The organism is Acidobacteriota bacterium (genome assembly GCA_030697165.1).
GTDB lineage: Bacteria > Acidobacteriota > Vicinamibacteria > Vicinamibacterales > UBA2999 > 12-FULL-67-14b.
This window is the reverse complement of record JAUYQQ010000022.1, coordinates 319,045-333,855: the sequence shown is the minus strand read 5'-3', so window position 1 is coordinate 333,855 and position 14,811 is coordinate 319,045. Positions and strand designations below refer to the sequence as shown.

The 14,811-nt window shown below is 66.9% G+C and carries 10 protein-coding genes and 1 riboswitch; of the genes, 3 read left to right on the top strand and 7 right to left on the bottom strand.

All coding sequences use genetic code 11. The features are described from left to right. Positions 1-31: 31 nt before the first annotated feature. Positions 32-1,873, bottom strand: a complete 1,842-nt coding sequence (locus Q8T13_21080) for a TonB-dependent receptor (GenBank protein ID MDP3720266.1) — start codon at positions 1,871-1,873, stop codon at positions 32-34. A 237-nt stretch (positions 1,874-2,110) separates the two neighbouring features. Here Q8T13_21080 and Q8T13_21075 point away from each other — a divergent pair, with 237 nt between their 5' ends. Beyond that, entirely contained in the window at positions 2,111-2,311 is a 201-nt protein-coding gene (locus Q8T13_21075; protein MDP3720265.1) for a hypothetical protein, read from the top strand. Between the two features lie 46 nt (positions 2,312-2,357). On the opposite strand, the gene Q8T13_21070 is transcribed toward Q8T13_21075, so the two are convergent. From Q8T13_21070 to Q8T13_21060, 3 genes are all read right to left on the bottom strand, one after another. Further along, positions 2,358-3,050, bottom strand: a complete 693-nt coding sequence (locus Q8T13_21070; protein ID MDP3720264.1) for a murein L,D-transpeptidase catalytic domain family protein — start codon at positions 3,048-3,050, stop codon at positions 2,358-2,360. A gap of 32 nt (positions 3,051-3,082) precedes the next feature. Then, entirely contained in the window at positions 3,083-4,702 is a 1,620-nt protein-coding gene (locus Q8T13_21065) for a L,D-transpeptidase family protein (protein ID MDP3720263.1), read from the bottom strand. A gap of 121 nt (positions 4,703-4,823) precedes the next feature. After that, positions 4,824-6,746, bottom strand: coding sequence for an ATP-binding cassette domain-containing protein (locus Q8T13_21060; GenBank protein ID MDP3720262.1), 1,923 nt, complete (start codon positions 6,744-6,746; stop codon positions 4,824-4,826). A gap of 160 nt (positions 6,747-6,906) precedes the next feature. Here Q8T13_21060 and Q8T13_21055 point away from each other — a divergent pair, with 160 nt between their 5' ends. Beyond that, complete coding sequence (locus Q8T13_21055) at positions 6,907-8,313, top strand: M20/M25/M40 family metallo-hydrolase (protein MDP3720261.1); 1,407 nt, start codon at positions 6,907-6,909, stop codon at positions 8,311-8,313. Between the two features lie 37 nt (positions 8,314-8,350). Continuing rightward, positions 8,351-9,253: an RluA family pseudouridine synthase gene (locus Q8T13_21050; protein MDP3720260.1), complete on the top strand. Its 903-nt coding sequence runs from the start codon at positions 8,351-8,353 to the stop codon at positions 9,251-9,253. A 313-nt stretch (positions 9,254-9,566) separates the two neighbouring features. Here the strand turns inward: Q8T13_21050 and Q8T13_21045 are convergent, their stop codons facing one another. From Q8T13_21045 to Q8T13_21035, 3 genes are all read right to left on the bottom strand, one after another. Next, on the bottom strand, positions 9,567-10,805 hold the full coding sequence (locus tag Q8T13_21045) for a DSD1 family PLP-dependent enzyme (protein ID MDP3720259.1): 1,239 nt from the start codon (positions 10,803-10,805) through the stop codon (positions 9,567-9,569). 247 nt (positions 10,806-11,052) lie between these two features. After that, entirely contained in the window at positions 11,053-12,108 is a 1,056-nt protein-coding gene (locus Q8T13_21040) for a PepSY-associated TM helix domain-containing protein (protein ID MDP3720258.1), read from the bottom strand. Positions 12,109-12,110: 2 nt separating this feature from the next. Next, a complete protein-coding gene (locus Q8T13_21035; GenBank protein ID MDP3720257.1) occupies positions 12,111-14,567 on the bottom strand; it encodes a TonB-dependent receptor in 2,457 nt (818 codons plus the stop codon). A gap of 22 nt (positions 14,568-14,589) precedes the next feature. Beyond that, positions 14,590-14,785: riboswitch (cobalamin riboswitch) on the bottom strand. Positions 14,786-14,811: the final 26 nt, after the last annotated feature.

The window sequence follows — 14,811 nt, the reverse complement described above, 5'->3', positions numbered from 1 at the left end:
TGACACGCCGAGGCGCGCCGGTCCGTGGCGCCTAGAACATCAGCCGCACGCCACCATTGACCGTGCGTCCGTCGAGCGGCGCCCACGCATCGACGGTCCAGCGGCCATCGGGCGCGCGGCCGGGGCGCAGCAGCGGGTCCCACGTGGTCTGGCGCACGCCGGTCAGGTTCTCGCCGTTCACGAACACCCGGAGGCGGCCGAACTGCTTCTCGGCTATCAGTCCCACGAGCATGTACGGCTCGCTCGTGGTGCGATACGGGTTGTGTTCGAGGCGCTGGACGCCGGTGTAGTACCACTCGACGCCGACGCGGCCAACGTCGTCGCGTTCCCACATGCCGACCACCCCCGCACTGTGCCGGGGCGTCAGCGGCACGTCATCGAGCACGCCGCTCACCTGCTCACGCGCGCGCACGTAGGTGTAGCTGCCCGTCAGCGAGAACGGTTCCTGCCGCAGCGTGCCGAGCAGCTCCACGCCGGTGTTGTTCGTGGGCTCCGCCAGGTTGGTCAGCACCAGGCTGTTCTCACCGTAGTCCACGTGGATGGGGTGGTCCACGCGCGAGTTGAAGAGCGTGAAGGTATAGGACACGGGACCGTCGGTGCGGGTAATGTCGAACGACATGCTCCGCCCTTCCTCCGCCTGCAGGGACCGGGGAATCTGCAGGCGCGACAGGCCGGCGGCTTCGGTTTCTTCGGTGAGCGGCGACGGCCCGAAGAAGCCGGTGCCGGCCGACAGGCGCGCGTTCCACGCCCCCGCCCGCGCCAGCGCCGACACGCGTGGACTGACGAAGGTGCCGTACTCACTGTGATGATCCAGCCGCGCGCTCGCACTGATCGACATCCAGTCGGTCAGGGTCACATCATCCTGCACGAAGACGCCGGGCACGATGTAGGTGAAGTCGAACCGGGGCAGGTCAGCGGCGCGGTAGGCCTCGCGCTCGATCGCGGCACCGGCGACCCAGGTGTGCTGGCCGGCTGAACCGCGCAGCGTGACCTCACCGAACACGGTGTCGTGACGATCGCGTTCGAGGGTCTCGCCAAACTGGTGGTCATGACGCTGCTGCGCGATCGCCGTGCGCGCGCTCAGCAGGAAGCGGTCCTTGACCAGCGTCTGGGCCACGGCGCCGGCGTCCCATCGCCCGGTGTCCAGCGCTTCGACGTACGGGCCAGCGCCAGAGGGCAGGCCCTGGCCAGGCATGGTGCCGCCGGTCCGATTCTCAATCGTCACGCCACTCGTGGCGAAGAAGGTACTCCCCTTGCCGTTGTCCCACGTCAGCCGCGGACGGACGATGCCGCGCGAGTAGCCCGGCAGGTCGGCCCAGGCATCGTCGTTCACGTCGGCCTGGTCCTGCCAGTGGCCGCCAGCCAGCAGGGTGAAGCCCCAGCCGTGCGACAGCGGCTGGCCGAGCCACGCGACCGCGTCGGTGGCGCCACGGGTCGAGCGATTGACCAGGAACTCCTGCTGGGCCTCAGCCGCCGGCCGCCGCGCGACCAGGTTGACCACGCCGCCCATGGCGCCGGCGCCGTACAGCGAGGAGGCCACGCCCTTGATCACTTCCACTTGCGACAGGTCCATCGGCGGGATCTGCAACAACGACAGCGCCCCGACCTGCTCGCCAAAGAGCGGCAGGCCGTCCGACAGAAATCGCGTGTAGCGGCCGCGCATGCCCTGGATGCGCACGCTAGCCGCGCCAAGCGACGGCGAGGTCGCCTGCACGCGCATGCCGCCCATCTCGTTCAACATCATGACGATGTCGCCGGGGGTCATCAGCATTTTCTCTTCGATCTCTTCGCGCTCGAGCACCTCGACGCGCATCGGCTGATCTTCGAGGCGCTTGCCGGTGCGGGTGGCCGACACCTCCACGAACTCCTCCACCTCGGGCAGTTCTACTGGGGCGGGTGGGGTTGGTGGGACTGGTTGTTGCGCGATGGCGGGCGCGGCTAACAGGATGGCAAAGAGGCAGCCGAGTGGCAACACGGCTCTATTGTGTCCCAGCTTCAGATGCGCTCGATCGCCAGCGCCCGGGCGTGCACTTCTTCCTGGCCGAAGCGATCCTCCAGCGACTCGCGGTAGCGCGCCCACCAGTCGACGGATGTGATGCTCGGCGCCGGCATGAACGGCATTGACCTGGCCGACGCCGGCCGCATGGCGCGGCCGGACCTGCCGGTGATTCTGATGTCTGGGTTTACCGCCGTGCCCGAGGCCCAGGCGCGGATTCGGGCGCTGGGCGCGCCGCTGCTGTCGAAGCCGTCAACCCTGTCGCAGCTCGAGCGGGCGCTGCACAAGGTTCTTCCCGAAGAGGGGTCCGCCTGACCGCCTTCGCCAAGGCTACGGCGGGTCAAGAAGGCGGACGCTACGTTCAGGCGCAGCTGCTGCTGAGAAACTTCGACTTCTTGGTCAGGCCGGCATCCCGGTGATACGCGAACACCAGGCCGCCACCCTTGACCCGATCAATCACCTGCCGGGCAATCTCGCTGCGAAGGGCGGGGCAGCCGTGGCTGCGTCCCAGCCGGCCGTTGTCGCGCACGAACTGCTCGCTGACATAGGGCGCGCCGTGCATCACGATGGCGCGCTCGCGCGCCCGATCGTTAATCCCCGCGTCCAGGCCATCGAGCCGCAGCGAGTATCCGTTCTTGCCGACGTAGGTGTTGTCGGTCCTGAACAGGCCCAGGCTCGTGCGGTGCGTGTCGGGCTCGTTCGAAAAGACGGTGGCGGTCGCGGCGCCGCTGCCCTGCCCGTGGGCGACCAACTCCTCGTACAGCAACTCGCGGGTCCTCAAATCGATCACCCACAGCCGTTCCTGGCTGGATGGCCGCGAGTAGTCGATCACGGTCAGCGTCTGCGGATTCGTGACCGCGCCCGTGCGAACGGCGCAACTCGCGGCGTTCAGGGCCAGATCGAGCACGCCGGGCTCGAGCGAACCGAACGACGCGCCCGCGAAGTTGGCTCGCGAGAAGGCGACGCCGCTGTTGGTCGCAGCGCTACCAGCGGCCAGGGCCACCGAGGCGACGACGACGGCCAGGCAGGTCGACAGAAATTGTCTGGGATGCACGCCGGACCAGCATAGCAGCCTCCCGACCCGATCTACCTCTGCGTTGAGGGTGTTTCTGTCACCCGGTCGTAGCCGTAGACGTCGGGTTGGAAGTGCAGCCCCCCGTTTTCGTTCACCCACGAGGTGAAATAGACCAGGTGGACCGGGATCTTCTCCTTGAGCTTGACGTGCTTCTCCACCCCAGACTGCATGGCGGCAAACAGCGTCGGCTCGTCCCATTCCGGAAAATCGCGGAGCACATACTTGGCCAGCTTCTCCGGTTCCTCCACGCGCACGCAGCCATGGCTGAAGGCGCGGCCCGGCCTGGCGAACAGATCGTCGGCGGGCGTATCGTGCAGGTACACGTTGTAGGAGTTCGGGAACAGGAACTTCACGTGTCCGAGCGCGTTCCTGGCACCCGGCCGCTGACGAAACACCAGTCCCTCCAGCGAGCCTTCGTCATCCCAGTTCACGTCCGAGGCCTTCACCGCGGTGACGCCGTCGCCCGACCGGCGCAGCACTTCGATGTTTTGCCGCTCCAGGTAACCGGGGTCCCTGGCAATCGCCGGCACTGTCTCACCTTCGGCAATCGAGTCGGGAATGTTCCAGTAGGGGCTGAGCACCACCGTCTCCATCTCATCGCTGAAGATCGGCGTCTTGTTGGCCGGCGTGCCCACGACGACGCGAATGTCCATCACGGTCTTGCCGTTCTCGCGCGCGACCATGGTGAACTGCGGAACGTTGACCATGATGTGCTGCTCGCCGAGGTCATCCGGTATCCAGCGCCATCGCTGGAGGTTGAGCGCGACCTGGCGCATGCGGCGGTCGAGCGGAACGTTCAGCGCGACCAGGGTCGCCTTATCGACGACGCCGGTGGCCTTGATTCCGTGAAGGTTCTGGAACGCCTTCACCGCCGCCTCGAGTTCGCCATCGACCTGACTCGAGGGCTCGGTCGGCGCCTCCAGGTGGCCGCCCGCCGCCAGGCGCTGCCGCAGGGCAACGATGGCCGCGCCCGATGCGCCCGGCTTGAGCGCAGGCACGCTACTCCACCCGCCCTTCTCTTTCTGCCCATGGAGATCGTCCAGCGCCTTCTGCAGGGCGGCGTACTCAGGATGCGGCGGCCTCAGCGACTCGATCCACTTCAGCGGATCGTCGAGCGCCTGGCTGAACGTGCCGGCGTAGTCCGGTGCGGTACGATGCGCCTTCCAGCTGCCGTCGGGCGACTTGGGCGTCGTGCGCCCCATGGCCACATCGCGGCCGAAGGCGAACAGTGCCGCCGTCATGCGCACGTCGAACTCCGCGACGCGCTGCAAACGCTCCGGTGACTTCCGGTCAATGTCTTCCACGGCCTGGCTCAGGGCGAGCAGCTCGCCGGCCCCGTAGTCGTTGGCGTCGAACCCGTGCTGGCGCGCGGTATTGAGCGCGTTCAACGCGTCCGCGGCATTTTCCGTGGGCCTGCGGCTATTCACCCACGCCGGACGGTCGGCGCGCTGTGTGTAGAAGGCGCGCAGATCTGTCCAAACCGCCGGCTCGACCGGGGGAATCGGTTGCCCATCCAGGACTTGCTTGAGGGCGGGCGTGACCTCATGCTCGTCGGCGGCGCCGGTGCACCCCGCCGTAATGGCACCAGTGGCGAGCACGGCCGACACGATCAGGAGATAGATGATGCGCACACCGTTGACTACAGCAACGGCCGTGCCATCGGGGTACTCCTTCGTGAGGTCCGCCTAAAGGCGGACCTCACATCGATGTAGCGTCCGGCTTCTTGACCCGCCGTAGCCTTGGCGTAGGCGGTTAGCCGGACTTGCCGACCGAGTCGAGCTCGTCCCAGCGCGCCATGGCCGTCAGCAGTTCCTGCTCCACGGCCTCGACGCGCGTCATCGTCTTTGTGATGGTGTCGGCGCCTTCCTTGTAGAACTCAGGCCGCGCGATCGCGTCCTGGAGCTGCTGCTGCTCCGCCTCGAGCGCCGCGATGCGCTTGGGCAGGTCGGTGTATTCCTTCTCTTCCTTGAAGGACCGCTTCGTCTTGGGGCGGGTCGGGCGGGTAGGGCTGGTCAGGACGGTAGGTGCCGTCTTGGTGGAGGCAACCCCTTCTTGGGGTTGCCTGACGACGGGCTTCGGCAGCTTTGACTGCCGCAACCAGTCTTCATACCCGCCCACGTACTCCTGCACCTTGCCGTTCCCCTCGAATGCCAGCGTGCTGGTCACCACGTTGTCGAGGAAGCGGCGATCGTGGCTGACCAGCAGCAACGTGCCGGACCACTCCACCAGTTGCGCCTCGAGCAGTTCCAGCGTTTCGAGATCGAGGTCGTTGGTCGGCTCGTCGAGCACCAGCACGTTGGCGGGTCGGGTAAAGAGCCGCGCCAGCAACAGGCGGTTGCGTTCGCCGCCCGACAGCGCGCGCACCGGCGAGCGCGCCCGCTCGGGCGAGAACAGGAAGTCGGCCAGGTAGCCGTGCACGTGCTTGGGCACGCCGTTCACGGTGACGGTGTCGGCGCCGTCGCCCACGGTATCCACCACCGACCGGTCGGGATCGAGTTGCTCGCGCTGCTGGTCGTAGTACGCCACCTGCACATTGGCGCCGCGTCTCACCGTGCCCGCCTGCGGCGGCATCTCCCCGAGCAGCAACCGGAGCAGGGTGGTCTTGCCGGCGCCGTTCGGTCCGATCAGGCCAATGCGGTCGCCCCGCATGACCCGAAGGGACAAATCCTTGACGACGGGCGACGCGCCGAAGGAGTGGCTGAGGCCCTTGGCCTCGAACACCATCTTGCCCGAGGCGTCGGCCTGGTCCACCTGCATGCGGACGTTGCCCATCTGGGCCCGGCGCGCGGCGCGTTCGGCGCGCATCGCCATCAGCGCCTTGACGCGACCTTCGTCGCGGGTGCGGCGCGCCTTGACGCCGCGGCGCAGCCACACTTCCTCCTGCGCCATCTTCTTGTCGAACTTGGCGTTCTGCAGCTCCTCGTTGGCGAGCCATTCCTCTTTCTTGCGCTCGAACGTCAGGTAGTCGCCCGGCCACGAGGTGAGGGTGCCGCGGTCGATCTCGACAATGCGGGTCGCGACCTTTTCGAGAAAGGTCCGGTCGTGCGTGACGAAGATCACGGCGCCGGCGTACTCCATCAGGAAGGTTTCGAGCCATTCGATGGCCTCGATGTCGAGGTGATTGGTCGGCTCGTCGAGCAGCAGCACGTCGGGCTGGCTGACGAGCGCACGGGCCAGCAGCACGCGCCGCTTCCAGCCGCCCGACAAGGTGTCGACGATCGCCTCCGACGGCAGATCCAGCTTGGTGACGATCAGTTCGACGCGTTGCTCCAGGCTCCAGCCATCGCGCTCTTCGAGCTCGTGTTGGTAGTTACCCAGCCGCGTCATGGCTTCTTCGCTGTAGTCGGTCGCGACTTCCACCGCCGCATGGTGGTAGTTCGCAATGAGCTCGCCAAGATCGCCGAGACCCTGGGCAATGACATCGAACACCGGCAGGTTGGCCGACAGCGGCACGTCCTGCACCAGGCGGGCGATGCGCGCGCCCGGCTGCGTCCAGACGGTGCCCGAATCGGGCGGCAGCTCGCCGCCGATGATCTGCATGAGGGTGGACTTGCCGGTGCCGTTACGGCCGATGATGGCAATGCGTTCGCCGGGCTCCACCTGCAGAGCTGCCTTATTGAGCAGCGGCAGGTGGCCGTAGGCGTGGGAGATCTGGTCGAGGACAACTAATGGCATAACGGTTGGACGACTAACACGGGATGTTCCTACGGAACATCCCCAGCTTCTTCGTTGAGCGATAGTGCCCGGAACCGGCAGGTCGGCCCAGACGCTCCCCTAAGGGTGTGGATGAACCCCCTAGCGTACCAGCAATTCGGCTCTAGGGTATTCTCATCGCATGACCAAGCGCGTTCTTGCCGCCCTCACCCTGCTGTTGTTGGTTGCGCCCGTCCAGGGACAAGCCCCGGCCGGCACGGCCGCCATCGAAGCCGAGACGCTGCAGCATTTCCAGGCGCTGCTCAAGCTCGACACACAGAGCCCTCCGGGCAACGAGACCCGCGTGGTCGAGTACCTCAAGCAGGTGCTCGACAAGGAAGGCATCCCCTACCAGGTGTTTGCCAAGGATCCGCAGCGCGCCAACCTGGTCGCGCGCATCAAGGGCAACGGCAAGAAACGGCCGATCCTGCTGATGGGCCACACCGACGTGGTCACCGTGGACGAGAAGAAGTGGACGTTCCCGCCGTTTGGCGCGGTCCGCGACGGTGGCTACGTGTATGGCCGCGGCGCCGTGGACGACAAGGACAACCTCGCGGCGGCACTGATGGTCATTCTCCGGCTGCATCGCGACCGCACGCCGCTCGACCGCGACGTGATCCTGCTGGCCGAGGCCGGCGAGGAAGGCGCGCCCGATATCGGCGCCCAGTTCATGGCCGACAACCACCTCGACGCCATCAACGCCGAGTTCTGCCTCGCCGAGGGCGGCGGTGTGGTCCGCCGCGGCGGCCAGGTGGTGCAGGCCAATGTCGGCACCACCGAAAAGGAACCTCGGTTCGTCGAACTGGTCGCACGCGGTCCCGCCGGCCATGGCTCGGTGCCGTCGCGCGGCAACGCCGTGACCAAGCTGTCGGCCGCGGTCGGCAAGGTCGCGGAGTGGACGCCGCCGCTACGCATCAACGAAACCACCGGGGCCTACTTCAAGAAGCTGGCAACCATGGTGCCCGCGGACGTCGCCCAGAAATACCGGGACGTGCTCAGCCCCGATCCGAAGCTGTCGAAGCCGGCTGCCGACTGGCTGCTCGACAACCAGCCGAACCACTGGTCAATGCTCCACACCTCGCTCGTGCCGACCATCGTCACCGGCGGCTTCCGCTACAACGTGATTCCGTCGGAAGCCAAGGCCACCATCGACGTGCGCCTGCATCCCGACGAGGATCAGGAGGCCTTCCTGGATCAGGTCCGCAAGGTGATCAACGATCCCAGCGTCGAAGTGCGATGGGGCCGCGAGCGGTATCGGCCGGCGGGCGGCTCGAAGATCGACACCGAGGCGTTCGCGGCGATCGAGGCGCAGGTCAAGAAGCACTACAACACCGTGGTGCTGCCGACCATGGGTACCGGCGCCACCGACATGTCGAACATCCGGGCCAAGGGCATCCAGTGCTACGGCATCGGCCCGGCCATCGATACGGAGGACGGCCCCAAGGGCTTCGGCGCGCACAGCGACCAGGAGCGCATTCTCGAAAGCGAACTGCACCGCTTCGTGCGCTTCAACTACGACCTCGTGCTGGAACTCGCAAGGGCCCGGTGACGGTCCGGCTGAAGCCGGACGCCACATTGATGTCGACGTGGCATTGAATCGGGGCTGGTCGTATCGAGAGCAGGTTGGGCCCGCTGCGGCCGGCCTGACCGCCCTCGATTACCTCGCGACGTCGCGCACTCACTCAACGGCAACTGAGTGGGCGGATCGGTTCGAGCGGGGCGAAGTTGAAATCGACGGCGCGCGGGCCGAACCGGCCGCCGTCCTTCAACTCGGCCACACCATCGTCTGGCATCGTCCCCCATGGGCTGAACCGGCCGTTCCCACCCAGTTCGCCATCATCCACGAAGACGAGAGTCTGGTCGCCGTGGACAAGCCGAGCGGCTTGCCGACCATGCCGGCCGGGGGGTTCCTCGAACACACGCTCATGAACCTGCTGCGGCAACGGCTTCCAGAAGCCAGCCCGCTGCACCGGCTCGGCCGGTGCACGTCGGGCCTGGTGCTGTTTGCGCGAACCCACGCGGCCGGCGCGGCGCTGGCCAAGGCGTGGCGCGACCACGAGGTGAAGAAGACGTATCGCGCGCTGGCCAGTGGCGTCGCCAACGCCGACCGGATCGAGATCGATGCCGCCATCGGCCCGGTGCCACACCCGCAACTGGGCCGCGTGTACGCCGCCTCGGCGGACGGCAAGGCTTCGCACAGCGTGGCGACGGTGCTCGAACGCCGCGCCGATCACACGCTGTTCAGTGTTGCGATCACGACCGGCCGGCCGCACCAGATTCGCATTCACCTGGCCTGCGCCGGGCATCCATTGGTGGGCGATCCGCTCTATGACGTGGGCGGGGTGATCAAAGCAAGTCCGGGCTTGCCGGGCGACGGCGGCTACCTCTTGCACGCCGAACACCTGGCGTTTGTCCATCCGCTCACAGGCGCGGCCATGCACCTGACGGCGCATCCGCCAAGCGCCTTGCTCACACGTGCTGGCGCCTGACGCTGGTCCAAAGACAGCCACAGATTACGCAGATTACACAGATTCAAATCAGGCGAGCCTCGCGCGAACCAGACATGAGAGGACCCGCGCCGGCCTGCGGCCGGCTCGCGAGGTCACGACCACGAGAATCGAGAGACCGCAGATAACCCAGTGTCTCTCGATTTCGTGGTCGTGACCTCGCTGTGCTCGCCGGGCAAAGCCCGGCGAGGCGGGTCCTCGTGTCTCTGCGTTAGTCTGCGGAATCCGCCGTCGCGCGTCGCGCTATGGCGGGACAAGTCTGTGGCCCGTGAAGACTGGCGCGGGCAAACAGTAGCTACTGCGAGTGGCCGCGCGCGGTGATCGGCCACACCGCCTCGACGCGATCTTTCCGAATCCCATACAGGTAGTCGTAGAGATTCACGACCGGATCGCAGTGCGGCACGATCATCTCCAGGCGATCGCCCATCTGGTAGGTCTTGCTGGCTTCCTTGAACGTGATGACACCGAACTCGTCCGAGCCGGGGTTGTACTCCATGCCCGGCTCGCCGATCACGCCTGGACGCGGCACGTTGAGCGTCAGGGCCTTGGCGCCGGCATCGGTGGTGAGGCGGCCCGGGAAGCGGTTGTTGACGATGGTCGCGAGCACGGTGAGCGACGGAGCAAAGTCCGCGTAGACGGGGTTGCCGTCTTCGCTGCCAATGGCCAGGTACTGCATGTCCATGAAGAGGTAGCTGCCCACCTGCACGTCGGTGAATCCGGACACGAGGTGCTGGATGCTGTAGGTGCCGGTGCCGCCCCCGCTGAAGATCTCGGTGTTGAGGCCGGCCTTCGTCATGGCCTCATACGTGAGCGCGTTGGCTTCAATGTTCTTCAGCGCGCGCTGCTTGCGCGCCGCGAACCCGATGATGTGCTGCGCGCCGCCGTCGTACGACAACAAGCCACGCAGCTTCAGGTTCGGCAGCCGGTCGACCACCTGGGCCAGCGCCAACGCTGCGTCGCCGGCGGGCACGCCGCTGCGCGTGCCGACCGCCACGTCGATGACCACGTCGGCCACGATGCCAGCTTCCTTCGCCGCCGCGTTCAGGTCGTGCGCGTTGGGCTCGTAGTCCACCGCCTGAATGAACTGCGGCGTCCGCTTGCGCAGCTGCATGGCCCGGCGGATCTTCGACCTCGACAGGTTGCCGGTCGTCATGCAGATGCGGTCGAGCCCCTGGCCGGCCAGCGCCTCGGCCTCGCTGAGCTTGGCCGTGCAGATCCCCAACGCCCCGGCGGCCATCTGCAGCTTCGCGATGGCCGCGCACTTGTGGGTCTTGGCGTGCGGGCGGCTGCCCAGCTTATTGGCCACGAGCGACCGCTGCATCTTTGCGATGTTCTGTTCGAGCTTGTCGAGATCGACACAGAGCGCCGGCGTATCGAGGTCCCACTTGGAAATACCCGCGGGCATGGGCTTCACCGGCGCCATGACCTCCGACACCGAGTAGCCCTTCACGGGCCGCGGAACCCAGACGTGCGCGGCCGTGGCGGCTGATGCGGCGAGGAACGCTCGACGAGACGTAGAGGACTTGCTGTTCATGCTGGCTCCTGGCCACAAAGAATACAGCCACAGATTGCACAGATTTCACAGATTCAGCGACGGCAAACCCGCGCGAACCAGACACGAGAGGACCCGCGCCGGCCTTCGGCCGGCCAGTGAGGTCGCCGGCACGAATCCGAGAGACAGCCCCGAACACACGTCTCTCGAATTCGCGCCGGTGACCTCACTGGTTAGCCGGGCGTAGCCCGGCGACGCGGGTCCTCGTGGATCGGTGTCTAATCTGCGTCTAATCGGTGGCTGTCTTTCCGCGGCCGCGGCGCCACCAGGTCGTCAGGCCGGTCACGAACAACACGGCCGGTGCCAGGCCGAACACGAACCAAATCACGCGGCCCGCCTGGCCGCCGACCCCGCCCACATGCCAGGGCGTCATGCGCGCCATCAGCGCATCGCCCCAACTGCGCGCCTTCCCGTCCGACGCGAGCCGGTCGCCGGTGTATTGATCGAGATAGACCGGCGTGAGCCCGGTGCTGGCCGGTGTGGGGCTGCGCTTGGCGAACATCACCAGGAAGGCTCCGCGTTCGCCGAACGGCAACACCACGCGCGCCACCGGCTGGCCTGGTGCGAAAGACTTGGCGCGATCGAGCATCTGCGGCCACGAGGGCGTAGGATTCCCCGACGGAGCACCCGACTGGGGCGATCGCGCTACGGTGACGGGCGACAGCGAGTTCACCACTGCGCGAAATCCAGCGGGGAACACGAACGACAGCGCCGTGACGGCGAACATCAGGATGAACGCCGCGCTCCATGCGCCAATGGCGCGATGCAACTGCCGCCACTGGCTGCGGGACCCGCGCTGCCAAATCCTGGCGCCGGGCCACCAAATCACGAGCCCGGTGGCGCAGAGGATCAGGATGCCGAACGCGCCAATCCCGTTAATCGTGCGGCCCGTGCGGCCCCCCAGCAGGTTGTAATGCAGTTGTTGCAGGGTGCGGATCGCCGGATGTTCCGGCAGCTCACCGAGCACCGCGGTCGTCACCGGGTCGATCAGCACGGTGCGGAACTCGGCGTCGCTCGTGACGTACGCCAAGTACGTCGGCCTCACCGTCGTCGGCGCATCGACGCCGGACAATCGGTGTTGGGGATAGGCGCGGCTGACGCTCTCCATCACGGCCACCGGATCCGCCAGCGGACCGGCGGCGCTCGGGTTGAAGAGGTGCGGATGCAGCGCCCGCTGCATGTCGATGCGAAACACGAGCGCTGCACCAGTGAGACAGATGATGGCGACGTACAGCCCCGTCAGCAGCCCGACCCAGAGATGGAGCTGAAAGAGCAGGCGCCTCATGGCTACCGCGTGCCGAAGGTGAAGCGCGCGCCGGCCATCACCGTTCGCGGCATGGCTGGGTAACCGAGTACGCTCTCGTACGCTTCGTCCGCGACATTCTCGCCGCGCACGAATAGCGTGATCATCTCGTGCGCGCGGACGTCCAGGCCCAGGTTCACCACCAGGTAGCCCGGATTGACGGTGATGTCGGTCGTGATGGGTGTCGGGCGCGCGGCATTCGGCACCGTGCGCAACGACAGGAAGCTGTGGTCATGGCGATCGCCCGCGATCCGGGCGCTGGCGTTCAGCGACACGCGATCGCGCACCCAGGCGGCACGCACATTTCCCGAGTGTTTCGGCCGGCGCAACAGCGGCTGGCCAGGTTGGAACTGCTGGCTGGTGCTGACGTTGGTGACCACGCGGTGGTCCACATGCGTGTAGCTGGCCGACGCCGTCAGGCCGGCCACCGGCCGCTGCAGCACCCACTCGAGTTCCCACCCGTCGGCCTTCGAGCCATCGATGTTGATGTACTCGGGAATGCCGTCGCCGGCCACCCCGCCTCGATAAGCAATCTGATCGGTGTAGTCGTTGTTGAAATAGGTCACCAGCGCGCGGAAGCGTTGATCGGCGAACGTCGCCTCGACGCCCAGGTCGCTGGTACGCGCCTGCTCCACCTTCAGGTCGGGCGCCGGGTCGGTAAACCGCCCGCCGAAGCGCTCGCCGAGCGACGGCGACTTGATGCCGTGGCCGAGGTTGCCGAACACCTTGAGCGACGACACCGCGCCGTTCCTGGAGGGCACCAGGTAACCGCCGGCCGACAGCTTGGGGCTGAAGAACGACGAGCCGTCCTTGCGATCGAACCGGCCGCCAACCGTGGCGAACCAGCGATCGCGGCCACTGAACTGTTGCTGGGCAAACACCGCCTGGTTGTCGAACTGCACGCCGGCCACCAGCACGTTGGTCTCGCGCTCCCATTCGTAGCCGGCGCTCAGACGCTGCCCCGACCATGCGTAGTCGGCCTGATAGCGAAACGCCGGCCGCTCGAACTCTGACTTGCTCGTGAACGGGAAATTCGACGACTGCCGCGACGCGAGGAACTGGCCGGGGCCGGGAGTGGCGCCGGCGGCGACCAGCGTCGCAAACTCGGCCGCATCCACCAGCCGCACGAGGCGCGTGCCATTCGGGTAGATCGCGTTCGGGGTGCCCTCGAGCACGGCATAAGTCGTAAACGGGGGGTCGGCAATGGTGTCGGCCGATTCACTCGTATAGCGGAAGTAATTGAAGCTCGCGATACCCGTCAGCCGGCTGCCGATGGCGTGCGACAGGTCAACGTGACCGGAGCGATCGCGCGTGTTGTAGACGCCGCCGGTGTTGCGGGCGCCGTAGACAATGGCGCCAACCGACTTGCCCTCGGCCGTCGTCGAGCGCGCGCCGGCGCGCAGCGCGACGCGGGGGCCGAAGCTGGCGCCGACACCCGCGTCGAACGCCGTCTGCTCGAACTCATCATCCTCCGGCAGCAACTCGGCAAAGGCGCCGCCCGATTGGCGGCGTGACAGCCCGCCCGAGTAATCAACGCGGCTGGAAGCGCCGCCCATCAGGCGCGCATCGCCGCGGACGGCGCCGAACGATCCCCCTTCGGCCGAGCCCGACACCTGCGGCCGGTCGGCGGCCCCGGCACGGCGAGTGAAGATCTGCACCACCGATCCCATGGCGTCCGATCCCCACAGGGCCGATTGCGCGCCTCGCACCACTTCGACGCGATCGATCTCGGCGGCGCTGATGCGGCTGAAGTCGAAGACACCGCCGCTCTGGTTGACCCGCACGCCGTCGATCAGTACCAGGTTGTAGTCCGATTCGCCGCCGCGCGTGAACATCGAGGTCACCGACCCCTCGCGGCCGATGCTTTCGACGTACGCCCCCGGCACGAACCGCACCACGTCGGCCAGCGACGCGGCGCCGAGCGCGTCGAGGTCGGCGCGGGCAAACGCGGTCACCGACTCGGTGACGGCGGCGCGGCTTGCCGCTCCGCGCGACGCGGTCACCACCAGCGAGTCGGAGACGCCCCCCACCTGCAGCGTGACGTTCTGCGTCACGAGCGCGTCGCTGCCGGCAAGCGCGATTACCTGGTCGGCAAACCCCTCGCGAGCCACACGCAGTTCCACCGGCACACCGGCCGGCACGACCACACGAAATCGGCCATCGGCACCGGTCGTGACCCGCGACACCGACCGTCCGGCGACGATCGCATCCACCGTGGCCCCGGCGATCACGGCCGCGGAGCTGTCTGAGACAACGCCTTGAATGACCACGTCGGTCCGGCTGGCCGCCTCCGCCAAGGCTACGGCGCCCAAGAAGCCGGACGCCACATTGGTGATGGACGCGGCCCGATCCATGTAGTGTCCGGCTTTAGCCGGACCGATCGCGACGTTGAAGGTGAACAGGAAAAAACAGACAAGTACAGAACGAATCGGCAGTCGCATGACGGTTGCCTCCCCGGGCAAGTCGATGGATGAAGCTTGGGGCAGGTCTCCTGGCTTGGAGGATGCAGCGTGCGCTGCAACCCGCTTCACCTTCCCCGGCAACACGCCGAGTGGTTGAACGAAGCGGGCGTTCCTTCCTTACAGTGGCGGGACCGCGCCGGTGTTGCACCGGACTTCCCTGTTAGGCCCTCGTGGGCACCCTAAGCAGGAATAGTTTATACCGTGCGTGCTACGCTTGTGGGCT